Raw genomic sequence first — 24,399 nt, forward strand, 5'->3', positions numbered from 1 at the left:
TGTTGTTATATCTTGTTACTTTTTAAGTGTTTTTTCATCGGCTATTTTTGCTACAATTCTACCTAATTAGAATTATAAAAACATTAAACAATGAAAATACGTGCAGTTAGTTTAATTATCGCATCAAGTTTATTAGCTGCGTGTAGCACTGCCAATCATGTGCAAAGAATTGCAGGCGCTGATACTGTTGTGCCACTTCATCAAGAGGGTGAACAGGCTGGGCGCTACCACAACCTCTATCCAGGGAAAAAAACCTATCCGATTAGCTGCGAAAGTGATTGTTACCCAAGTAATGCTAACTTGATATGTGAAACTCCGGGTGAAAACTGCCTCTATCAAGGCGCGCAACTAGCACCACAACTAAATACCGGCTACACAGTTCGCTGGCTCGGTCACGCCGGGTTTATGATCAACACTCCTAACGGCCAGCAAGTTGTATTTGACCCAGTAAAAGAGCAATTTGACTCCCCTGTTGATTTAGCTTTTCGGCTTGCATCTGGGTTTTATCGTAAGCCTGGGGACTGGCTTAGCGAAAGCGAACTTAACAATCTAGACGCAGTAATTTATTCTCATATTCATTACGATCACTTCAATAAAGCAGACATTGAAAGCATCGGTAATAAACCTCGCTACTTAACACCACTTGGTATGGCAGATAACTTTCCTACCGGTGGTTTTAATATTAGCGAAATGGCGTGGTACGCAAACACTAACATTGATGATTTAACCATTCATGCGCTACCTGCACATCATTTTAGCGCCCGCGTGCTGGTACCTTTTATTTATGAAGATCGCGATAAAGATTTATGGAATGGCTGGTTACTTGAGCAAAATGGCAGCACTTTATTTTTTGCAGGCGATACTGGCTACTCCCAACATTTTAAGGATATCCAACAAAAATACGGTGATATTGATATCTGTTTAATGCCGATTGCCTCTTATTACCACGAAGAGAATGGCAACTGGTATCGTTATGTACATACTACTCCTGAGGATGCCTTAACAGCTGCACAGCAGCTTAATTGTAAAGTTATGATACCTTGGGGCTATGGCAACTCAAGTTGGAAGATGGGCGATCACAGCAGCCATTCTGCATTGCTGCGCTTATTGCATATGTATGATGAGATGAAGTCACAAATCCCGCTGTATATTTTAAATGAAGGGCAAAGTGTCGCACTATAAAACAATACTTGGGTACTGATACGATTGCTCTTCCGCCTTACATTGACCATCACCGAGAGAGCGATGTATTGGCCCAAGTAACATACTAAAAAAACCATTAATTATATTCGCTGTTTGGTGTGTCTCTGAGCTATCAAGCGAGTGGTTCTGCACTTGCCGTTGCTGACTTTGCGCACTACCAACAACAAAGTCACAACCTGAGCTCATTACTTGCGACGAAGTACAGCCAGATAACAACATAGCCACAATCAACAACAATACGTTAGCCACAATTATTCCTTTTATATTAATTCTAGTAGTGCCATTACTTTAGCTGTTAATTACACTCAACAATGTAAAAAACTGTACTCACTTACGATCCATTACTACCAGTAATTTTATACCTGAACATTATGTCTGTTGTTTTCAATTTTTGTTTCAGTCACTATTAAGCCATAAACAAAATAAGAAACTTTGAGAATTAGATGAAAACAGCCGCGCTTACCTTAAGCCTATTAATGAGCAACGCCGCTATGGCTATCGATGTAGAGCATACAGCAACACCAATTACTATTGACGGTGTATCTGAAAGCGCATGGGACCAAGCAAAATGGCAGCCTATGCCTTTTCTTATGGATGGCACCTTGCCTGACTCAGATAAAGACTTTATAGGCCGCTACAAGTTACTTTGGGATGAAAACTACCTGTATTTACAAGCCGATATTGTGGATGATGTACTAATTGATACCCATCCAGATCCTACCGATAAGTACTGGGACGATGATGCCTTAGAAGTGTTTATTGATAGCGACGCATCTGGCGGTAACCATCAGTTCAATCATACTGCGTTTGCCTATCACATTGGTCTTGATAACCAAGCTGCCGATTTCGGAGCTGATAAAAACCCCCATTTATACACAGATCATTTAATCAGCCACTGGCAACGAAACAGTACCGCCCCATATAACATCACATGGGAAGTAGCCATTAAGCTCTACCCGAATGATTTCCAAGAAGGCGCGCCAAACACCCCGCTTAAGTTAACGGCAAAACAAGTAATCGGCTTTATGCTCGCCTACTGCGATAACGACGGCAGTAAAATTCGTGAGCACTTTATGGGTTCGCATGAAGTACAACCCGTAAATGGCAGCCGCAACCTAGGCTATATCGACGCCAGCGTATTTGGAAAGATTACGTTATTACCGAAAAAGTAATAGGAGTTGGCGAGTCAACTAGAGTAAAGTTATCAAGTTAAGCAAGGTTGGGTTGAGCGCAGCGAAACCCAACGAAAAAATACCCCGCTAACAAAAACAGGGGCTTTGCATTATCAGCTACTTTAAAAGCCCTTCCTCTTTTACTGCTCATTTTCTTCTCCTTGTGCAAAAAATCTTTAAGTCAGTTATTCACAAAGAGGATAAGAGGCGCTGCACTTTTAGAGGAAAGAGGTTATGTTGCATGGTTTATAAAATCTAGCGGTTTTTACCTAATAGCTATACAAACACCAATCTAGCCAACTACGCTGCTCTAATCTGACAGCTGACCGCTTATAGCTTACAGCTCTTCCCCTCACAAACTTTACTCTCGCTAACTAATAACCACAAAAAAGCCGCTGTATTTTGCAATACAGCGGCTTTTAAAATCAGCTTAATTTATAAGGTGATTATCCTTTAGGCGCACGACCAGCACGTTTACGTTCGTTTTCTGTAAGATGACGCTTACGGATACGAATGTTTAGTGGTGTTACTTCAACTAGCTCGTCATCATCGATGAACTCAAGCGCTTGCTCAAGTGAGTAGTTTAGGTGCGGAGAAAGCGTTTGCGCTTCATCAGTACCAGATGCACGTACGTTAGTTAACTGCTTGCCTTTAAGGGCGTTAACTGTAAGGTCGTTATCACGGTTATGAATACCGATAACCATACCTTCGTATACTTCAACACCGTGACCGATGAATAAGCGACCACGTTCTTGTAAGTTGAATAATGCGTTAGTAAGTGCTTTACCTGTTGCATTTGCAATCATTACACCGTTCTTACGAACACCGATCTCGCCACCTTTGTGCGGACCGTAATGGTCGAAAGTATGGTACATAAGACCTGAACCTGATGTAAGCGTCATGAAATCAGTTTGGAAACCGATTAAACCACGACTTGGGATCATAAAGTCTAAACGCATACGACCTTTGCCATCTGGCGTCATATTTGTTAGTTCGCCTTTACGAAGACCAATTTGTTCCATTACAGAACCTTGGTGCTCATCTTGACAGTCAATTGTTACTGTTTCAAACGGTTCTTCTAGAACGCCATCAACAGTACGTAAGATTACTTCTGGACGAGAAACAGCTAGCTCGTAACCTTCACGACGCATGTTTTCGATTAAGATACCTAGGTGTAATTCACCACGACCAGATACACGGAAGCTATCTGGGCTAGCAGTATCTTCAACGCGAAGTGCTACGTTGTGTACTAATTCTTTGTCTAAACGCTCACGGATATTACGTGACGTTACAAACTTACCTTCTTTACCACAGAAAGGTGAGTTATTTACAGAGAATGTCATTGTTACAGTTGGCTCATCAACACTTAGTGGTGGTAATGCCTCAACGTTGCCAGGGAAACAAACTGTATCAGAAATCTTAAGCTCACCAATACCTGTTACTGTAACGATGTTACCAGCGTAAGCTTTATCAGTTTCGATACGCTCAAGGCCTAGGTAGCTTTGTACTGCGCCAATTTTACCATTACGTTTAGTACCATCGGCACTGATAATAGTAACTTGTTGGTTAGGAGCAACAGAACCACGTTTGATACGACCGATACCGACTACACCAACATATGAGTTGTAATCAAGTTGCGAAATCTGCATTTGGAAGTCACCTTCAGGATCTGCATCCGGTGGTGATACTTCGTCAACGATCATCTTGAACATAGGTTCCATGTTGTCTGATGGCTCGTCTAAATCTAATGTTGCCCAGCCGTTGATTGCTGATGCATAGATTACTTTAAAGTCTAACTGTTCGTCAGTTGCGCCTAAGTTGTCGAATAAATCAAAGATTTGATCCATAACCCAATCAGGACGTGCACCTGGCTTATCAATTTTATTGATAACAACGATTGGCTTTAAGCCTTGCGCGAATGCTTTTTGCGTAACGAAACGCGTTTGTGGCATTGGACCTTCTTGAGCATCAACAAGTAGTAATACTGAGTCAGCCATCGAAAGTACGCGTTCAACTTCACCGCCAAAGTCGGCGTGTCCAGGGGTGTCTACGATATTGATATGGTAGTCATTCCATGAAATGGCTGTGTTTTTAGCCAAAATGGTAATACCACGTTCTTTCTCAATGTCGTTTGAGTCCATCACGCGCTCTTCGTTACCGCCGCGTGTTTCTAATGTACCTGATTGCTCAAGTAGTTTGTCAACCAATGTTGTTTTACCGTGGTCAACGTGCGCGATAATCGCTATATTTCTTAACTTTTCGATGCTCATATTTTTACTCAGAGAAATTAATTCTCAATGATCCTGCAAGATCTACGCACTCACCTGCGTTTTCACGAGATGTCCCAGCATAGGATTTAAAAGGGCGCATATTATCCCTCATTAATGACATGGATGAAAGTTTATCCAATATATATTTCACAACTTTCTTCATACTTCTAATAAGTATCTGTTTTATATATGACATTTTAATTAATTTAATTTTTCAATTTGTCACTATTTTGCTCATTCCTAGCTATTATTGTCATAATTTGGCAGTATTTGGTGAGTAAGTTAGCTTTATGTTGGTGTTTATAATCTATACAATTTAGCGCAAAGAGAAGTGACCACACTGACGCACCAAAATGATCACAAGCCGATCCAATATGGTGCAAAACATATAACAGCTGGATGTAGAACTTATTTTTTAACCTTAAAAAACAATGCACTATAAAAATGGCATAAAAGCCGCTTACTATAAAAGCAAAAGCAATTATGCAGCAAAATAAAACCCAACAGTTGGAGGACACATGTCACAATCGGTTTTAGATTTTATTAAAGAAAATGACGTTAAGTTCGTTGATTTACGCTTTACTGATACCAAAGGTAAAGAGCAACATGTTTCTATTCCTCATCACCAAGTAGATGAAGATTTCTTTGAAGACGGCAAAATGTTTGACGGTTCTTCAATTGCTGGTTGGAAAGGCATTAACGAATCAGACATGGTATTACTACCTGTTGCTGAGTCTGCTAAATTAGACCCTTTCACAGAAGAAGCTACTTTAATTTTACGTTGTGATGTTGTTGAACCTGGCACATTACAAGGTTATGAGCGTGATCCTCGTTCAGTTGCTAAGCGCGCTGAAGAGTACATGCGTTCTACTGGTATTGCTGATACCGTGCTATTTGGTCCTGAGCCAGAGTTCTTCGTATTTGATGACATCAAATACAAAACTGATATGTCAGGTTCAATGTACAAAATTGATTCTAAGCAAGCAGCTTGGAACTCAGATAAAAGCTACGAAGGCGGCAACACTGGCCATCGTCCAGGCGTGAAAGGTGGTTATTTCCCTGTTGCTCCAGTTGATGATTTCCAAGATTGGCGTTCAGCTACGTGTTTAGTTCTTGAAGAGCTAGGTCAAGTTGTAGAAGCGCATCACCACGAAGTGGCTACAGCTGGTCAAAACGAAATCGCAACTCGCTTTAACACTATGGTATTAAAAGCGGATGAAATCCAAGAAATGAAATATGTTATCCATAACATGGCTCATTTATATGGCAAAACAGCTACCTTCATGCCTAAGCCAATAGTTGGTGACAATGGTTCTGGTATGCACTGTCACCAGTCTTTAGCTAAAGACGGTGTTAACTTATTCGCAGGCGACAAGTACGGCGGTCTTTCTGAAGAAGCGCTTTACTACATCGGTGGTATTATCAAGCATGCTAAAGCAATCAATGCTTTTGCAAATGCGTCTACTAACTCGTACAAACGTTTAGTACCAGGGTTTGAAGCGCCAGTAATGCTTGCATATTCTGCACGTAACCGTTCTGCATCAATCCGTATCCCAGTGGTTCCATCAGAAAAAGGTCGTCGTATCGAAGTACGCTTCCCAGATCCAACAGCTAACCCATACCTTGCTTTCGCTGCAATGCTTATGGCTGGCCTTGATGGTATCAAAAACAAGATCCACCCTGGCGATGCAATGGATAAAGATTTATACGACTTACCAGCAGAAGAAGCAGCAGAAATCCCAACAGTTGCAACTTCACTACAAGAAGCGCTTGCGTCTCTAGATGCTGACCGTGAGTTCTTAAATCAAGGTGGTGTATTCACTAACGATTTAATCGATGCTTACATTGCGCTTAAGTCTAAAGAAGTTGAAAAGCTTAACATGACGACTCACCCTGTTGAGTTCGAAATGTACTACAGCTGTTAATTAGGCTGTAGAAAAATTATCTTATAGATAATATATGTGTGTTCTCAAGGCCCGTTCTGCGGGCTTTTTTTATGGCTAATTTTCCCATTCTCCACTAAAGTTTAATTAGTGCAAAAAATGCAAGGTGACAAGGTGAAAAAGACGCTTTTATTACTAGTAACTCTGATTTTAATCAGCTTTTATGGCTATTCTGGCGATAAGAAAATTTATTCTTGGAAAGATAAAAATGGCGTATCAGTATTTTCAGATACTCCTAAACCAGGTGCGCAAGAAATCAAGCTCACCAATCAAAGTTTGTCGATGCCGACTGTTGATACAAGCATTTTAGATGAACAGCAACCAGCGGCTGTGAAAAGCTATAAAGCGGTTATTTCTTCCCCTGCCGATCAAGGCACTGTTCGTGAAAATACCGGTTCAGTGTATGTAACTAGCCGTATAACACCACGCTTTGAGAATGGTTTTAAAATTCAACTACTAGTTGATGGCGCACCGTACGCAGAACCTAGCAATATCAGTACTTTTGCCCTGCGCGAGGTAAACCGTGGCGAACACACATTGCAACTGAAGCTATTTGACCCACAAGGCTCTGTTGTCTCTGTTAGTCCAGTGAGCACATTTTATATGCATAGAGCATCGTCTTTATAAAAACCATGTATTTCTATCAAAGACCATAATTTACTTAAAATATTTGTGCTAAGCTGCTAATAATCATCAACGCACTAAAATGGTGCAACCATGCCCGATAATAAAAATTTTAACCCTGAGTTACTAACTAGCATTTGGCAAAACCTGTCAACGGCAGTGATCTTACTTGATCAACAATTCACCCTTATTTACGCTAATAATAGCGCCAGTGAACTGTTAGGATTAGGCCCTAAACGTATCCTCAATCAACCGTTTGACAGTCTTTTTAATTACCATTCCATTGACCTTAAACGCATTGCACAATACTCTTTGGTAGATGGTGTAGATTGCCACCAGCACAGAGCTGACGTGGTTTTTGTTGATTCTCGTCATGCCAAACTGGCAATTAGTTCGCGTCGCGTGAAGTTACAAAATGAGTATTTTATTTTATTCGAGTGTCGCCAAACTGATGATGAAATTCGCCACGATCAAGCTTCTAATCAAATGCATCAATATCAAGCAGCACGTAACCTAATTAGAGGGCTTGCTCATGAAATCAAAAATCCTTTAGGCGGAATTCGCGGAGCGGCGCAATTATTGCAGTATGAGGTTGATCAGCAAGAACGGGATGAATGTGCAGAATTAATTATTGAACAAGCCGATCGCTTACGAGAGCTTGTTGACAGGCTACTGGGCCCGAATCAATTACCACAAAAGTCATACGGTAATATTCATCAAACCTTAGAGTCTGTAATTAAACTAAGTACATTAGATAATTGCGCCAATATTAGCTTGGAGAAAGATTACGACCCAAGTATACCTGATGTCTATATTGACCAAGGTAAAATTCAGCAAGTAGTACTTAACATCGTTCGAAATGCACAACAAGCGTTAGTCGGTGGTGGCGTGATAAAAATTAAAACACGTATTAATCACCAGCAACGTCGCCCCGGAAAAGCCCCTAAAAAGGCACTGCTGATCCAAATTTCAGATGACGGACCAGGTATCGATTCCAGCATCAAAGAGACATTATTTTACCCGATGATCACCAACAAAGAAGGTGGTTCTGGCTTAGGTCTCTCGATTGCACAAACCTTGATCGATCAACACAACGGCTATATAGAATGCGATAGCTGGCCAGGTCATACAGAGTTTAATATATATCTGCCTTTTGCGGATTAATCGGTTTTTGGAGTTTGCATGAAAACAGTTTGGCTGGTTGATGATGATGCATCTATTCGCTTTGTACTTGAAAAAGCACTAACTCGCGCAGGATTTAATGCTGAAAGTTTTTCTAATGCACAAGACGTGCTGTCAGCATTAAAGTTTAGCCAACCTACGGTACTGGTGTCTGATGTACGTATGCCAGGTATGGATGGTATGGCATTATTAGAACTGATCGCTGAACAAAACCCAGGCTTGCCAGTGATCATCATGACTGCGCATTCAGATTTAGATTCAGCGGTAAATGCGTTTCAAAAAGGTGCTTTTGAATACCTAGCCAAACCATTTGATTTAAATGAAGCCGTTGCGTTAGTAGAAAGCGCGTGTCGCGCTAACTCAACTAAAAAAGTAAAACGTAAACCCGCACCACCTAAAAGTGCCCATATCATTGGCGAAGCGCCAGCCATGCAGGAAGTATTTCGGGCAATAGGTAAGCTGTCAGCATCAAGTATGAGCGTACTTATCAATGGTGAATCTGGCACCGGTAAAGAATTAGTAGCCAGTGCTTTACATAACCACAGCCCACGCAAAGAAAACCAGTTTATTGCCTTAAACATGGCAGCTATTCCAAAAGAGTTGGTTGAATCAGAGCTATTTGGCCATGAAAAAGGCGCTTTTACTGGTGCTGATAGCGTACGTAAAGGTCGCTTTGAGCAAGCCAATGGCGGTACGCTATTCTTAGATGAGATTGGTGATATGCCGCTGGATGTACAAACCCGTTTGCTGCGTGTTTTAGCTGATGGTGAGTTTTATCGTGTTGGTGGCCATCAAAGTATTAAAGTTGATGTCCGGATCATTGCCGCGACTCACCAAAACCTTGAAGACTTAGTAAAACAAGGCAAATTCAGAGACGATTTATTTCATCGCTTAAATGTTGTGCGCCTGCGCCTACCTGCACTGCGTGAACGTACCGAAGACATTGAACGCTTAGCACAGCATTTTTTACATAAAAGCGCCAAAGACTTACAAGTCGAAAGCAAAATTCTCAGCTCAAAAGCCACCGACTTACTACGCTTGTTCAACTGGCCTGGCAATGTTCGTCAACTAGAGAACACCTGCCGCTGGCTTACTGTTATGGCTCCCGGCGAGCTTGTGAGTGAGCAAGACTTACCTCCAGAGATCTTAGCAATTGACGAGACTCAACAAGAGGGTGATTGGCTTGATGCCTTTCAACAATGGCTTAACCTAGAGCTTAAGCAAGGCAAAGAAAACATCTGGCCTAATGTACAAGCGCAATTAGAAACCCGCCTAATTAAAACCGCATTGGCAAACTGTGCAGGACATAAACAAGAAGCCGCAGTAAAAATAGGCTGGGGCCGCAATACATTGACCCGTAAATTAAAAGAGCGCAATATCAACTAACTTCCCTGCTCAAACGAAGGAAAATAAGTTGAAGTTAATCGAGCATATTCCATTAATAAAGCAGATGGAGATACTTAATAGGCTGAGTTTTTTTAGAGAGTTCAGCCTCAATGAGCGCCAAGTATTACTGGAGTCATTCAGTCACTTATACTTAATCAATAAAGATCGCTTTGTGTTTAAACAGTTTGATAACGACAAACAACTGTATATCGTGCTCAGCGGCGCTATTGTGGTATTTAAACATAGTCATTTGATGGATTTAGGCACCATTGAACCCGGCGAATTTATTGGTGAAGGTGCGTTTATAAATAACCGCGAGCACAGCACCAGTGCTCGTGCTAAAAGCGATACCATAGTACTGGCGATTACCAGCGAAGCACTAATACGTTTACCAAATGTGATCCGCGAAAAAATTAAAGACCGCATTATCGAAGGGATGAGTGGACGTATTGCTAAATTAAGCGATTACCTCGAGTCACGCGGCTAATCCATATACACAACCTGTAGCGAACAGTTTAACCATTGCGGTCCTGCAATGTGTGCGTTATAGCGAAATGTATCTGAGGGTTTTTCACCAAAAGGCGTTGCAACCAAAGGGGTTGAATGCGTGTATGACTGCGCAGTATCTCTATAATTGATGACTAAATAATTTTCATAACGCTGCCAAACTAACTGAGCGCGGGCACCGTTTAGTAAAGTAAATTCAACCAAGTTATCAAAAAATCTGACTTTAAGGTTATTGTAGCGGTCTTCAACGCAACCAGTAGTATGCAGCTGTTGCGGCATCTCAAAACCTTGCTCTATTTGCTCACCACGTAAGTAAAAGCCAATATTGCCATCGCTATAGTGATGATTTGCCACCGACACATAATTAAGCTGCGGCTGATAACCCATTGCTTGCATAATATTTGCAAGCTGCTCTGTTTCAGCTGTAAGTAACTTATCTTCGGAAGTTAACAGTGTCGCAGCGGCAAACTCTTTGGGGATTGGTAATTGAATAAACTGATACGGTAATGGTTGTTGCTGTAAGCGTATTGTTAGCTGTTGTTTTTCTAGCTCTGTTAACGCTTGCGTGTACACATATATTGTTGGTTGTTGGCACGCAGTTAGTAATAACAACATGCCAATTAAAATGCCATATTTCATAGTCACCTCAAATAGATTACATCTGTAGTCTATTTGGGGTGACTATTTATAGCAAGTTAATTTACCTGGCTTTTGAGCCAAGCATCCACACTTTTACGGGTATATAGAATATCCTTGAACAAGCGGTGACGTTGAAACTCAAGTAGTTTTTCTTTACTATTTTCACCACAACTTAATTGGCTGTGATTGTCGTTAAAACGTGAAATTAAAGAAAAACCACGATCTGACCTATCAGGCGCTTTTTTTACAATCTTGCTAAGTTCAGACCTTACATCATCAGCGGTCATAAACCCTGAACCCTCCAAGCCCATTAACTCTTTTTTCATGGCTGATCTAACACCCATTTTAAATCTCCAGTACTGCGGCATTTGTAATAAAATGACCAACTAAATATCGAATACGACACGAATAGCAAATTACAGGCCAGCTACTGACGCGGATACTACGCTTGAATTACTACCGTTTTTTTAAAGACGGTAGAAAATTCAAAAAAGTTTCAGATTAATTCTATTTAATGCCCTGTATACTTTTGGCAGCTTGATGCAAAAGTCGCGCACAGCCTTTATACTACAGGCTGTGCCCTACCTTAATGAGATCAAACATGAACGACGAATATATTGAAATTGAATTAGAAGAAGAGCCAATTGAGCTATGCAAACTCTTAAAAGTTCTTGATTTAGTCGAAGGTGGCGGCCAAGCCAAAAACCTTATCACTGAAGGTTATGTTGGCGTTAACCATGAAATTTGTACAATCAAGCGGAAAAAATTATACAGTGGTGATGTGCTTGAATTTGATGGTGAGCTATTTAAGTTAACCCTAAGTGAAGATGCAACACCGGCGCAGCGTGCTGTGGAAAATACTCAATCTGAGAGTGTAAAAAGCCCTGTGCAAGAAACACCAGCGGCACCTAAAAACAAACGTAAACGTACTAAAAAGCCGAAAGTAGATGAAAAAACGGGCCGTCGTCCAATTTCATTTGGTTAATCACCAGCATAACTTGTAAAACAGTTTGAGGTCGTCTTTAATTACTTTCTAAATAACGACAAATAGAAAGCATTTTATGACGACTTCAACAGCCCCTACTTGGCTCAAAAGTGTTGCTTGGGCCGCATTAGTTTGGAATTTACTCGGGGTAATTGCATTTATTATGCAACTGCTTATGACACCTGAGATGATTAGTAAACTTCCTGCAGATCAACAAGCTGCATATTCAAATACCCCTTTATGGTCTACCTTAGCATTTGCTGTAGCCGTTTTTGCTGGCACATTAGGCTGTGTTTTCTTATTGCTTAAAAATGCCATTGCGCGAGCGTGTTTTGCGTTGTCTTTAATCGCGATTTTTATCCAGCAATTTTATAATTTTATCGTCATTAACAGTATTGCATTACTCGGTGCGAGTGCTGTATTTATGCCACTACTGGTGATCATCATCGCTGTTTTATTATTACAACTTAGTCATCGTGGCAAACAACAAGGCTGGCTGAGATAAAACATCACTGCAAGCTTGCGTTGTTTTGATTGGTTTTACTACCCATGGCTTGAAATCTAAATTTTCAGCATCATCTCAGTATCATAAACTGTCTACTAATCGTGCAATCTGATACTGGTATGCAGTTTGCATTTCACTATTTAAAAGAGGTTACATTTACCATTTAAGGACATTCATCTACTTTAGGGGCATATAATGAATAATAGTTTTGACACCCAAAAACAACTCACTATCAACGGTGAGCAGTTTCATATCCATTCACTGCAAGGTTTAGGCGATAAAGCCAAGCGACTGCCGTTCTCGCTCAAGATCCTACTCGAAAACTTACTGCGCAATGAAGACGGCGTAAATATTAAAAAACAAGATATTGAAGCGTTGCTAAACTGGGATTCACAAGCCAAGCCCAGTGCTGAGGTAGCATTTACACCCGCCCGCGTGGTGATGCAAGATTTTACTGGCGTACCAGCAATCGTTGATTTAGCCGCAATGCGTGACGCCATGGAAAAACTCGGTGGCGATCCTGCGAAAATAAACCCACTCTCTCCTGCCGAATTGGTAATTGATCACTCTGTACAAGTAGATGGCTATGGTAATGATGGCTCATTTGATTTAAATGCCAAGCTAGAATATGAACGCAATAAAGAACGCTATGAGTTTTTACGTTGGGGGCAAACAGCCTTTGATAACTTAAAAGTAGTGCCGCCTGCAACAGGGATCGTTCACCAAGTGAATTTAGAATACCTGGCACGAGTGGTATTTAACGAAGACCGCAACGGGCAAAAATTTGCTTACCCAGATACCTTAGTTGGTACTGATTCTCATACTACCATGATCAATGGCTTAGGCGTGCTTGGCTGGGGTGTAGGTGGTATTGAAGCAGAAGCCGCAATGCTCGGCCAGCCAATTAGCTTGCTGATCCCACAAGTTGTGGGCATGAAGCTCAGTGGCCGCTTACCTGAAGGCACCACAGCGACCGATTTAGTGCTGACCGTTACTGAAATATTGCGTAAGCATGGCGTTGTCGGTAAATTTGTAGAATTTTATGGCGATGGCCTTGCTGATTTACCACTAGCCGACCGCGCAACCATAGCCAACATGGCACCGGAATACGGCGCTACCTGTGGTATTTTCCCTATCGATGATGAAACAATTAATTATCTTCGTTTAACCAACCGTGATGAAACACAGCTAAAACTGATAGAAGACTACGCAAAACATCAAGGTTTATGGCGCAACGATGGCGATGAAGCAAATTACACCGACAAGCTCGAATTAAACCTAAATGATGTAGTGCCAAGCCTTGCCGGTCCGAAACGTCCACAAGACAGAATTGCCCTTGATCAAGCTGGCGAAGTTATTGCCAATCATTTAAAAACCTTTCAAGATGAACGTCTTGCTAAGCGCGACGATAGTGATGAACAGCAATCACGAATTGAAGGTGAAGGCCCTGTCACTAATCCTGATGAGCCAACCAACGAAGCGCAATTTATGGGCGCAGCAAAGGTTAACTTTAAAGGGCAAGAATTTGAGTTAAAAGATGGCGCTTGTGTAATTGCTGCCATTACTAGCTGTACCAACACTTCTAACCCAAGTGTGATTTTAGCCGCGGGTTTAGTCGCGCAAAAAGCTCGCCAGTTAGGAATTAACGTAAAACCTTGGGTAAAAACATCACTGGCACCTGGCTCACAAGTGGTCACTGACTACTTAAAAAAAGCAGGCCTGATGGATGATTTAGATGCACTTGGCTTTAACCTAGTAGGTTATGGCTGCACTACCTGTATTGGTAACTCAGGTCCGCTTGCCGATGAGATCAGTGAGGCAATTCAACAACATAAATTAGTAGTAAGCTCTATTTTATCGGGTAACCGTAACTTTGAAGGACGTATTCACCAAGATGTGAAAATGAACTTTTTAGCCTCACCACCTTTAGTTGTCGCCTATGCGATTGCAGGTCGTACTGATATCGATGTTTATAACGAGCCACTTGCGCAAGATGCTAATGGTAACGATATTTACCTGAAAAATATTTGGCCTAGTGTCAGCGAAGTGAATGAACTGGTGAAAAAAACCGTCACTAAAGAAATGTTCGCTACCAGTTACGGTAATGTTTATAAGGGTGATGATCGCTGGCAACAAATCAAAATTCCTGATGGTAAACTTTATGACTGGGATGATGCCTCAACGTATATTAAAAAAGCGCCGTTTTTTGATGGCATGACGACAGAACCACCAGGCATCCCTACTATTACGGGTGCTCGCTGTTTAGCAAAACTTGGCGATTCCGTCACTACTGATCATATCTCCCCTGCTGGTGCAATTAAAGCAAGCGCGCCTGCTGGCGAATACTTACAAGAAAATGGCGTAGATAAATCGCAATTTAACTCATACGGTTCTCGCCGTGGTAATCATGAAGTAATGATGCGCGGTACATTTGCCAATGTACGCTTAAAAAACTTGCTTGCACCAGGCACCGAAGGCGGTGTAACGCGCACTCAACCTGATGATGAGCTTGCCAGTATTTACGATGCTGCAATGGCGTATCAACAGCAAGGCGTGCCACTCGTTGTGCTTGCCGGTGCTGAGTATGGTACGGGTTCATCACGAGACTGGGCAGCGAAAGGTTCGCTATTATTAGGTATTAAAGCGGTCATTGCGCAAAGTTATGAACGTATTCATCGCTCGAACCTAATTGGCATGGGCGTGCTACCACTGCAATTTAAAGCAGGTGAGAGCCATGAATCACTGGGGTTAACAGGTCAAGAGCAGTTCGATATCGAAGGTCTCTACGATAAAACCAAGGAAGTTAGTGTCGTTGCCACCAATAGCGAAGGCAAAAAACTAAGCTTTAGTGCCGATGTCCGTATTGATACCCCCAAAGAGTGGGATTACTACAAACATGGCGGCATTTTACAGTATGTATTGCGTAATATGTTAACTAGCTAATTAATCTATAATATTAGGGCTTTGCAAAATTAATTTGCTTAGCCCTTAATTTTTTGATGTAAAACAAGTCAGCTTACTCATTATTAACTACACTTAATTCATCTTATCATTAACGCCTGCATACTATGACCGAGCAAAAGATCATCAAAGTACTAAAAGTATTTATTGTCCTTGGCATATGCCTTATTGTGACTGGACATTATTTATTAGTGTCTGATCTGTTTGGTGAACAAAATAGTATTCATGGCATTATTATCAGCGCCGCTTTTATTGCTATTGGGGTGCTATTTTCTCTGCCTACAAAAATTTACCTCACTATTGTTTTAATGAACATAGAGGCTGTACATGACCAACATGTATAGCAGCAAGGTCTTGCAATTAATCAAACCATTTAACACCTCTAAAACTTTATTAATAGCGGCACTTTTAGTGCTTTGCTTACCCACTCAATTACGTGCAAATGAAAAACTGATTATTGCATCCGGTAATTTTGCACCTTATTTCATGCAAGATAACGTAACCGGTAATGGTTACTTCGATCAGCTTGTGGTTCAAGTGTTACGGATACAAGGCTATCAAAACCCGCAGTTGGTGCCGTTAAATAATGATGCTATTCAACGCTACTTCAACAATAAAGTCGCTGATATCGCGATCAACTATACGGCACAACCAGCTGCACACGCCTTTACTTCTCGTTATCGTGTGCGATTTATGAACCGCGTGACCATGCTCCGTTCTGCATGGACCGAGAAAGTAACTACGCTGAACGATTTGAAAAATTTAAGAGTCGGTAGTTTTATAGGGGCGAGCGATATCTTTGGTGCTGAGTATAAAAACATGGCGACACAGGTATTCACTCACTATAGTGAAGTAGGAAATCAACAAGCCCTAAATAAACAGTTACTTACCAATAAGATCGATGTCCGTATCGGTGATTATTTAATGCTCTACTGGCATACATCAACAAACACCCAACTTGACCCTACAAGTTTTATATATCGCGATATTTTAAACTATCAAGGCTCTTACATTGTTTTTCAAGATAAGTCTGTCAGAGATAATTTTGATGAAGGCCTGACAAGGTTAGTTGCTTCAGGAGAACTAATGATAGCTACTGAGCGTTGGTTAAAAGCTTATAACCTGCCAATCATTAAGCAACAATTTTTTGTAACACAGCCCGAAAAAACACAGCAAAACAACGCTATTGAAGCAAATTAATGCGTCTCATCTAACGATTTAGTGCGATGCTCTAACTGTTCTTTCACTTGCTCTGCATCTTCAAACAGCTTTTTCATCACCGCAGGATCATAAACACTGCTTGAGTTTGGCATTAAAGACATATTAGTTGTTTTTGAGGTACCTTTTAAAATAGACGTATCTTCTGCGGCAGTTACCGTAATATCACGCGGATCTAGAATTACTTTTTCACTTGTACCGTTAGGATTAGGCTGATCGGAGTAATGCCATTGCCCTTGCTGATCTTGCCATTTATAAATAACGGTCGTTGCTACTGAGCTTTCATCGGTAATTGATTCAACAACTTTTTGACTAGTCTCACTGACCAATTTGGCAGCTATAGCAAAGGTGTCACTTGATAACTCAACCATTTGCTCTGTTAGCTGATTTGATTTACTACTAATACCATCACTGGTTAACCACGTTTGGCCATCGGGTCGTTGCAAGTAAAATAATGCCGCGACACTGATCAGCAATACCATAATCGCTAGGTACGCAAAATACTTCATCTTCAATCCTTTGAGTTAAATTTTTTTCTTTCTATTTTCTTACTATCATTGATAGCGAGCTATGATTTTAGCTAGGTCACCATTATCTTTCAAGCTTTGTAAAAAATCATTAAATTCTTTTGCCCGCTTCTTGCCACGCTCAGTATGTGCAAATTGTAGCTGCAAAGGCGCCTCACCGACATTAAAAGCACTTACACCAAGAGCTGAGAATTTAGGGTATTTATTGACGTACCAATCAAAAACCGCGCGCGACATAATAGTAAAACGTCTACTAATATGGTTATCATTATAAAGACTCTGTAATACATCTAGATCCGAATAAAAGTTCTCACGATGTAGGATTTGATCACGCACCAATGGCTCATATTCAGGATATACATAACCAAAGCGCCCTAGCAGTACACCATTATGCAGCACTTTTTCATCTTGAAAATCACTGGGGTTTGCACCATGGGTCACCACCATGACATCTTCAACCATCACAATTTCTTGACTCCAATAATACTTATGGGCTGTCAAGAGCCAACTTTCAGATTCCATACGCGCATCAACCTCACCATTACAAACCATTTTCTCCGAGCGCATTTCAGGGACATATGTATACTCAATAGTAAGGGAGTGCTGCTCAGCAAACTGGGTTATTAACTCATTCAACAGTCCTTTTTTAGCGCCTCCAATAATGTGATATGGGGGATAATTCTCATCAGGTAACGCAACACGAAAGGTGTCAGCAAAAGAGTGGTTTGGAAAAAATAAAAACAAGATAGCAAAGTATCTATTCATCAATGATGCACACAAAGCTAATGGCTACTTACTTTATACTGTAGTCAAAAAAATAAAGCACAGCTAGTAGGCTGCGCTTTAGGAATTTAATGATAACCGTAAGATTAGATCCCATCACCATCAATGTGTAGGCCACATTCGCGGTTTAGACCAAAAAAACGGGTCTCTTCTTCGGTCATACCTGGCTCTAGTTTACGCGTAGTATGCACATCGCCCATTGACACATAACCTTGCTCCCATAATGGGTGGTATGGTAAGTCATGTTTAGTCAGGTACTGATAAACATCGCGATTTGACCATTCAATGATTGGATAAACCTTTACCGTGCCACGGCTAATTTCAACAACTTGCTTGTCAGCACGTGTCGATGATTGGTCACGACGCAAGCCGCTAAACCAAGTACCTGCATTTATATCTTTTAATGCGCGAGTCATTGGCTCAACTTTATTAAGCTGGTTATATTGTTTAATACCCGCTTCGCCTAGCTCCCATAACTTACCAAACTTGGCTTCTTGCCAAGCTGGGCTTAACTGCGACTTATACACTTTCAAATTTAGTGATAAGCGTTCGGTCATTTGCTCAATAAACTGATAAGTCTCTGGAAATAAATAACCTGTATCAGTTAGCACCACTGGAATATCGGCTTTTTGTGACGTTACTAAATGCAACATTACCGCGGCTTGAATACCAAAGCTTGATGATAAAAACTGCGTATCTGGCAAGTTTTCCAGTGCCCATGCTACACGCTGCTCAGCGCTCATATCTTTTAATATGCGGTTAGCATCAGCAAGCAGTGTTACTTGGCTTTCTTTATCAAGCTGTAAAATGTTTTTAAATTCACTCATAGTAAATTCCAAACCTTAGCAAGCGCGAACGCTTGCTTTAAATTATGCGTAGAAATCGGTGACTGAGACTTTAACTTCAGCAACAATGCCTTTGCGGATCACAAAATCACCAAAACATTCGCCGTCGTTACGCTCACTTGCCCATTGACCTATTAATTTATCAAAGGCCTCTAAATACACGTCTTCACCGACATTCTCTAAATACAACTTAGGAATACGAGTACCTTCAAGATTGCCACCTAAGTAAACGTTATATTTGCCAGGTCCTTTACCCACCAACCCTGCTTCAGCCAACATTGCGCGGCCACAGCCATTCGGGCAACCAACAACACGCATGATAATACTATCATCAGGAATACCGTGTTTAGCAAGCAGCGCTTCAGTTTTTTCAATTAAGCTTGGTAAATAACGCTCGGCTTCCGCCATCGCTAAAGGGCAAGTCGGCAGTGAAACACAGGCCATTGAGTTTTTTCGCTGCTCTGAATCTTTGTCATCAATCAAACCGTGTTCACGCGCTATTTTTTCAATTATTGCTTTTTGATCAGCAGGCACACCGGCAATGATCAAGTTTTGATTTGCCGTCATACGAAAATCACCTTGGTGAATTTCAGCAATTTTACGACAACCTGTTTTCAGTGGTTTACCCGGAAAATCTAAAATACGACCACTTTGGATAAATAAGGTTAAGTGATGCTTACCATCAATACCTTCAACCCAACCAATGCGATCGCCACGATGAGTAAACTCATAAGGGCGGCTTGGTGCAAATTTAACCCCTGCACGTTGCTCTACTTCCGCTTTAAATACATCAGTACCTACACGATCTAAGGTGTATTTAGTTTTTGCATTTTTACGGTTTGAGCGATTACCCCAGTCGCGCTGTACAGACACCACATGCTCAGCAATTTTTAGCGTATCTTCGAGTGCGATAAAACCAAAATCATCGGCTTTACGTGGATACGTTGCAGTATCGCCGTGAGTCATAGCAAGACCACCACCTACTAGCACGTTAAAACCAACTAATTTACCGTTATCAGCAATCGCGACAAAGTTTAAGTCATTCGCATGCACATCCACTTCGTTGTTCGGTGGAATAGTCACTGTGGTTTTAAACTTACGTGGTAAGTAAGTTGAACCTAAAATTGGCTCTTCTGTGGTTTCGCTTTTTTCGCCGTTTAGCCAAATTTCAGCATACGCTTTAGTTTTTGGTAACAAGTGCTCAGAAATTTTCGCTGCCCACTCATACGCTTCTTGATGCAGCTCAGATTCAACCGGATTAGTAGTGCATAGTACGTTACGGTTTACATCACCCGCTGTTGCGATTGAGTCAATGCCCACGCTATCCAACATTTGGTGCATGCCTTTTATATTTGGCTTTAACACACCATGAAACTGAAACGTTTGGCGAGTTGTTAAACGAATACTACCGTAGCTGGTTTTTTCATCTGCGAACTTATCAATTGCTAACCATTGCTCTGGCTTGATGATACCGCCAGGCATACGTGCACGTAACATGACGTTGTGTAATGGCTCAAGCTTTTGCTTAGCACGCTCACCACGAATATCACGGTCATCTTGCTGATACATCCCGTGGAAACGAATTAACTGAAAGTTATCCGCAGTGAAACCACCGGTGATCTCATTTTTTAAGTCTTGTTCAATTGTGCCACGTAAAAAGTTACTTTCTCTTTTCAAGCGCTCGTTATCAGAAAGCTTTACGTTTTTATCTTGTTCGCTCATGTTTAATCCTAAATTTGTTACAGTGACGGCTGTTAGCTTTTAATAAAATAAACTACGTGCGCTTAGTACACGTCTTTCTGATAGCGGTTAGCGCTGCGCAAATCTTTCAAGTATTGATCTGCATCTTCATAGCTCTTACCTGTGTTCTCGCTAATAATATCAACCAACGCATTGTGCACGTCTTTTGCCATTCGATTAGCGTCACCACAAATATATAAATGCGCGCCCGCTTCTAGCCATGCAAATACGTCTTTGCTGTTTTGGCGTAGCTTGTCTTGCACGTAGACCTTCTCTGCTTGGTCACGGCTAAACGCCACATCAACTTTACTTAGTAGCCCTGATTTTAAGTAACCTTGAATTTCTACTTGATATAAGAAATCTTGGGTAAAGTGTGGGTTACCAAAGAATAACCAGTTTTTACCGGATGCTTCGCGGGCATCACGTTCTTGTAAGAAAGCACGGAACGGCGCAATACCAGTACCAGGGCCGACCATGATCACTGGCGTTTCGTCGTTAGCAGGTAAACGGAAGTTATCGTTATGCTCGCTATATACTTTTACTCTACAGCCTTCTTCGGCACGACGTGCTAAATAACCCGAACAACCACCTAAGTGCTCACTACCGAATGCCTCAAATTCAACTAGACCAATGGTTAAATGCACTTCATCTTCAACCTCAGCTTGGCTTGAAGCGATAGAATATAAACGCGCTTGTAGTTTGCGTAGGCAATCAACTAAAGTTTGTGCTTCAAGCTTGGCTGGATTTTGGCGGATCACATCATAGATTTGACGAGGCTCGATGTATTCACGCATTGCCGCTTTATCTTCAACCAGCTTTAATAACTCAGGTGTGCCTGTCGCTATCGCGTACTTTTCCACAAAGCCAGGGTATGACTGAGTCAATTCAAGTTTTTCAATCAGTGCATCACGAATACTGAGCTCTTCATCAGCGATTTTAACTTGGCTTGCAGCATCAATTTGCGTCAGTGTCAGTACTTCATCAACCAGTGCTTCATCATTTAAGAAGTACACACCCAGCGAGTCACCCGGTGTGTAAGTAATATCAGACCCTTCCAGTGAAATCTCAACATGGCGCACATCTTTGCTAGAGTCACGACCAGTGATCTTTTGCACTAGGCTAAGCTCTGCTGGAAATGGGTTTTGCTTAGTATATTGGCTGGCAGCTGTTGCTGGTGTACCAAATGACACCACTTGCCCACCTGTTGCGCCTTGCTGTGCTTTTAAATCAGGTTCAAATGCATCAAGTGCTCCGCTGATCCAGCTGGCGGCTTCATCATCGTAATCAACGTCTAAATCAGCACGCTGATAAATGGTTTCTGCACCGAGCTTATTTAAGCGCTGTTCAAAATCTTTTGCTGTTTGACAGAAGAACTCATAGCTTGAATCACCTAAACCTATAACCGCAATTTTAACGCCATCAAGCTTAGGTGCTTTTTTGGTTGCTAAAAACTCATGTAATGTTTCTGCATCTTCAGGCGGCTCACCTTCACCGTAAGTAGAAACAACGACAGTTAAGAATTTTTCTTTTTTCAGGGCCGTTGGTTTGTAATCAGCCATGCTAACTAACTTAACAGCTAAACCACGAGACTCCGCTTGCTCTTTGAGCTTAGTCGCTACACCTTTTGAATTACCGGTTTGTGAGCCATATAAAATGGTCAATGCAGCTGCATCTCCAGCACTTGGCGCAGCACCTACAACACCACCTAAGGCCGCCGTATTGGCATTCGCAGCAAGGTAGCCACTTACCCAAGCTTGCTGAATTGGATTAAGCTCAGCCACTAAACCTTGCAGCTTTTGTACTTGCTCTTGCGATAGCGGACTTGCCGCGGCATTGAGTTGACCTAACAACATGAATTAATTCCCCGTAACCCTGAAAGTTATCTGCAAAATGATCACTGATTACAGTAATCACTTTGCCTAAAATTTGTGTCGCCTTTAAGGCAAATAACTCAGGCCCTAAAGATTTCTCTTAGTGTGAAGAATAACGGGGTACGCGCCAATAAAAAAAGAATAGAATCTGCTTTGTTATTCCATTTAGTTATTAATTTATAAATTAACCAGTAAAAACAGATTAAAAGGTAAAAATAACTGCTGATGATTTCAGCACCACGCTTAGCCGATCAGAAATATCATACAAAAATTTATTCACTTCATTTTTTTCAAAATACAAATTAACTTTTTTGCAACAAATCTTGAGTAGGCTATAGTGGATTTGGCCACATTCTGTGCGCCGACTATAAATACAATAAGGAAACACTATGTCACACGGGGCATATAGAAAACTCATACTCAGCAGTGCTATGTTAGCTACAGCACTTCCCTGCATGGCCAGCATTAATAATGGTGACTTTGAAAACTGGTCAAGTAATAGCCCAAACGGCTGGAGTACGATTGACTCAGGCATTACACTATCAGCTTCAAATACCATAGTGAATTCAGGAGCTCTTGCTGCAAAAGTAGTGGTTAATACCGCTAGTCAAAGCAATACTGATTTACTGCAAGAAGTTACTGTTGAGGCCGGCAAAAGCTACTTATTCTCAAGCTGGGTTTATCACACCGAAGGCGGCATTAAAGCGCGCTTAATTGCCGACGGCTATCAAGGCTATTCAAATCCAGCGTTATTAAATCAGTGGCAACAAATAAGCTATACATATACAGCAACCAGCAATGCTACGATTACCGTGGGCCTGCGTTTTTACGATGTCAGCGGCTTTGATGGCAGTGAAACTATTTATGTGGATAGTTTTACACCAGGTTCTAGTGATACCACCCCACCGCCACCAGTCGGTTGTGCTGATAACACCGTTAACTTAGCACTGACAACTGATAACTATGGCGAAGAGACTAGCTGGCAGATCACTAACGCCCAAGGCATAGCAGTTGCGTCAGGTGGCAGTTATAGTGGCAACAACAGCTACACAGAGCAAGCTTGCTTAGTTGATGGCGATTACACATTTAGTATTTTTGATAGTTACGGCGACGGTATTTGCTGTTCATTTGGTAATGGTAGCTACGCGCTAACATCTGCCCAAACAACATTGGCTAACGGCAGTAGTTTTCAAAGCAGTGAAGCAACTCCCTTTATACTTGGTGATAATACCAACCCCGAAACGCCACCCATCGAGCCAACTGGCTACTATGTTACAGCACAAGGTTTAACGGGCTATGCACTTAAAACCGCGCTTTATAACATTATTAAAGGTCACAACTCACAAGGTTATTCAGCTATTTGGAGTTTTTACGATCTTGCTTCACGGGATAAGTACTTTGAAAATGACAATTCAATACTCGATCGCTATTCAGAAAATCCCACCGGTCAAGACAGCTATAACTATGTCGCTGTAAGTGATCAATGCGGCACTTACAATAGTGAAGCTGATTGTTATAACCGCGAACATTCATTTCCGAAAAGTTGGTTTGGCGGCACAAATGAGCCTATGAATTCAGACGTACATCATATTTTTGCAACCGATGGTTATGTTAATTCAAAACGTAGCAATTACCCATTTGGCGAAGTAGGCAGCGCCAGTTTCACCTCAAGCAATGGCAGTAAACTTGGCAGTGCAGCCAGCTCGATTAATTACTCAGGCACAGTATTTGAGCCAATCGATGAGTTTAAAGGTGACTTTGCCCGCGCCTATTTTTATATGGCAACCCGCTACGAAAACGTCATTGGTACTTGGCAAAACAACACCACGGCTAGTAATGCCGTGCTTAACGGCTCTAGTAACCAAGTGTTTGAGAATTGGGTAGTGACTATGTTGGTTAATTGGCATAACGACGATCCAGTCAGTCAACTTGAACTAGATAGAAACCAAGCCGCTTATGAGCATCAAGGCAATCGCAATCCATATATCGATCATCCAGAATTTGTTGAGATGATTTGGTAAAGGTCAGCGGTCAGCGG

22 protein-coding genes are annotated in these 24,399 nt (G+C 41.5%); 13 read left to right on the plus strand and 9 right to left on the minus strand.

Annotation, left to right across the window (positions count from 1 at the left end):
• Window positions 1-90: 90 nt before the first annotated feature.
• Window positions 91-1,182 (plus strand): MBL fold metallo-hydrolase, encoded by a 1,092-nt coding sequence (locus H5232_RS09465; protein ID WP_182718982.1) that lies wholly within the window; start codon window positions 91-93, stop codon window positions 1,180-1,182.
• Here H5232_RS09465 and H5232_RS09470 read toward each other — a convergent pair.
• Window positions 1,177-1,452: a hypothetical protein gene (locus H5232_RS09470; RefSeq protein ID WP_182718981.1), complete on the minus strand. Its 276-nt coding sequence runs from the start codon at window positions 1,450-1,452 to the stop codon at window positions 1,177-1,179. The two genes, H5232_RS09465 and H5232_RS09470, sit on opposite strands and share 6 nt — an antisense overlap.
• A 194-nt stretch (window positions 1,453-1,646) precedes the next feature.
• On the opposite strand from H5232_RS09470, the gene H5232_RS09475 reads away from it, so the two are divergent.
• A complete protein-coding gene (locus H5232_RS09475; RefSeq protein ID WP_182830821.1) occupies window positions 1,647-2,375 on the plus strand; it encodes a CBM9 family sugar-binding protein in 729 nt (242 codons plus the stop codon).
• A gap of 446 nt (window positions 2,376-2,821) precedes the next feature.
• Here H5232_RS09475 and typA read toward each other — a convergent pair whose 3' ends face one another.
• Window positions 2,822-4,645: a translational GTPase TypA gene (gene typA, locus H5232_RS09480; RefSeq protein ID WP_145237948.1), complete on the minus strand. Its 1,824-nt coding sequence runs from the start codon at window positions 4,643-4,645 to the stop codon at window positions 2,822-2,824.
• Window positions 4,646-5,163: 518 nt separating this feature from the next.
• Here typA and glnA point away from each other — a divergent pair.
• The 5 genes from glnA to H5232_RS09505 all read left to right on the plus strand — a co-directional run bounded on the left by glnA (window position 5,164) and on the right by H5232_RS09505 (window position 10,267).
• Window positions 5,164-6,570 carry a glutamate--ammonia ligase gene (gene glnA, locus H5232_RS09485; protein WP_182718979.1) on the plus strand — a complete coding sequence of 469 codons (1,407 nt, stop codon included), beginning with the start codon at window positions 5,164-5,166 and terminating at the stop codon, window positions 6,568-6,570.
• Window positions 6,571-6,702: 132 nt separating this feature from the next.
• On the plus strand, window positions 6,703-7,215 hold the full coding sequence (locus H5232_RS09490; RefSeq protein ID WP_246175485.1) for a DUF4124 domain-containing protein: 513 nt from the start codon (window positions 6,703-6,705) through the stop codon (window positions 7,213-7,215).
• Window positions 7,216-7,305: 90 nt separating this feature from the next.
• Window positions 7,306-8,376, plus strand: a complete 1,071-nt coding sequence (gene glnL, locus H5232_RS09495) for a nitrogen regulation protein NR(II) (protein ID WP_145237942.1) — start codon at window positions 7,306-7,308, stop codon at window positions 8,374-8,376.
• 18 nt (window positions 8,377-8,394) lie between these two features.
• Window positions 8,395-9,780: a nitrogen regulation protein NR(I) gene (ntrC, locus tag H5232_RS09500; protein ID WP_145237940.1), complete on the plus strand. Its 1,386-nt coding sequence runs from the start codon at window positions 8,395-8,397 to the stop codon at window positions 9,778-9,780.
• Window positions 9,781-9,808: 28 nt separating this feature from the next.
• Entirely contained in the window at window positions 9,809-10,267 is a 459-nt protein-coding gene (locus H5232_RS09505; protein WP_182718978.1) for a cyclic nucleotide-binding domain-containing protein, read from the plus strand.
• On the opposite strand, the gene H5232_RS09510 is transcribed toward H5232_RS09505, so the two are convergent.
• Both H5232_RS09510 and H5232_RS09515 read right to left on the minus strand, forming a co-directional pair.
• Entirely contained in the window at window positions 10,264-10,926 is a 663-nt protein-coding gene (locus tag H5232_RS09510; protein ID WP_182718977.1) for a hypothetical protein, read from the minus strand. The genes H5232_RS09505 and H5232_RS09510 overlap by 4 nt on opposite strands.
• A 56-nt stretch (window positions 10,927-10,982) precedes the next feature.
• The gene (locus H5232_RS09515) at window positions 10,983-11,270 is read right to left on the minus strand and encodes a hypothetical protein (protein ID WP_182718976.1); all 288 of its coding nucleotides are present in this window, start codon (window positions 11,268-11,270) and stop codon (window positions 10,983-10,985) included.
• A 257-nt stretch (window positions 11,271-11,527) separates the two neighbouring features.
• Here H5232_RS09515 and H5232_RS09520 point away from each other — a divergent pair, with 257 nt between their 5' ends.
• The 5 genes from H5232_RS09520 to H5232_RS09540 all read left to right on the plus strand — a co-directional run bounded on the left by H5232_RS09520 (window position 11,528) and on the right by H5232_RS09540 (window position 16,577).
• On the plus strand, window positions 11,528-11,911 hold the full coding sequence (locus H5232_RS09520; RefSeq protein WP_064667768.1) for an RNA-binding S4 domain-containing protein: 384 nt from the start codon (window positions 11,528-11,530) through the stop codon (window positions 11,909-11,911).
• A 76-nt stretch (window positions 11,912-11,987) separates the two neighbouring features.
• Window positions 11,988-12,416 carry a hypothetical protein gene (locus H5232_RS09525; protein ID WP_145237927.1) on the plus strand — a complete coding sequence of 143 codons (429 nt, stop codon included), beginning with the start codon at window positions 11,988-11,990 and terminating at the stop codon, window positions 12,414-12,416.
• Between the two features lie 195 nt (window positions 12,417-12,611).
• A complete protein-coding gene (gene acnA / locus H5232_RS09530; protein WP_182718975.1) occupies window positions 12,612-15,359 on the plus strand; it encodes an aconitate hydratase AcnA in 2,748 nt (915 codons plus the stop codon).
• A 125-nt stretch (window positions 15,360-15,484) separates the two neighbouring features.
• Complete coding sequence (locus tag H5232_RS09535; protein WP_149980454.1) at window positions 15,485-15,721, plus strand: hypothetical protein; 237 nt, start codon at window positions 15,485-15,487, stop codon at window positions 15,719-15,721.
• Window positions 15,705-16,577 carry an ABC transporter substrate-binding protein gene (locus tag H5232_RS09540; RefSeq protein WP_182718974.1) on the plus strand — a complete coding sequence of 291 codons (873 nt, stop codon included), beginning with the start codon at window positions 15,705-15,707 and terminating at the stop codon, window positions 16,575-16,577. The genes H5232_RS09535 and H5232_RS09540 overlap by 17 nt, the downstream gene beginning before the upstream one ends.
• Here the strand turns inward: H5232_RS09540 and H5232_RS09545 are convergent.
• The 5 genes from H5232_RS09545 to H5232_RS09565 form a co-directional block, all read right to left on the minus strand.
• Window positions 16,574-17,104: a DUF4124 domain-containing protein gene (locus tag H5232_RS09545; RefSeq protein ID WP_182718973.1), complete on the minus strand. Its 531-nt coding sequence runs from the start codon at window positions 17,102-17,104 to the stop codon at window positions 16,574-16,576. The two genes, H5232_RS09540 and H5232_RS09545, sit on opposite strands and share 4 nt — an antisense overlap.
• A gap of 45 nt (window positions 17,105-17,149) precedes the next feature.
• Window positions 17,150-17,887 carry a transporter substrate-binding domain-containing protein gene (locus H5232_RS09550; RefSeq protein ID WP_182718972.1) on the minus strand — a complete coding sequence of 246 codons (738 nt, stop codon included), beginning with the start codon at window positions 17,885-17,887 and terminating at the stop codon, window positions 17,150-17,152.
• Window positions 17,888-17,991: 104 nt separating this feature from the next.
• Complete coding sequence (locus tag H5232_RS09555) at window positions 17,992-18,732, minus strand: phosphoadenylyl-sulfate reductase (protein WP_182718971.1); 741 nt, start codon at window positions 18,730-18,732, stop codon at window positions 17,992-17,994.
• A 42-nt stretch (window positions 18,733-18,774) separates the two neighbouring features.
• A complete protein-coding gene (gene cysI / locus H5232_RS09560) occupies window positions 18,775-20,472 on the minus strand; it encodes an assimilatory sulfite reductase (NADPH) hemoprotein subunit (protein ID WP_149980449.1) in 1,698 nt (565 codons plus the stop codon).
• A gap of 62 nt (window positions 20,473-20,534) precedes the next feature.
• A complete protein-coding gene (locus H5232_RS09565; protein WP_182718970.1) occupies window positions 20,535-22,343 on the minus strand; it encodes an assimilatory sulfite reductase (NADPH) flavoprotein subunit in 1,809 nt (602 codons plus the stop codon).
• Between the two features lie 407 nt (window positions 22,344-22,750).
• Here H5232_RS09565 and H5232_RS09570 point away from each other — a divergent pair, with 407 nt between their 5' ends.
• Window positions 22,751-24,382, plus strand: coding sequence for an endonuclease (locus H5232_RS09570; protein ID WP_182718969.1), 1,632 nt, complete (start codon window positions 22,751-22,753; stop codon window positions 24,380-24,382).
• Window positions 24,383-24,399: the final 17 nt, after the last annotated feature.

This window comes from Pseudoalteromonas sp. SG41-5 (genome assembly GCF_014164495.1).
Taxonomy (GTDB): Bacteria; Pseudomonadota; Gammaproteobacteria; order Enterobacterales; family Alteromonadaceae; genus Pseudoalteromonas; species Pseudoalteromonas rhizosphaerae.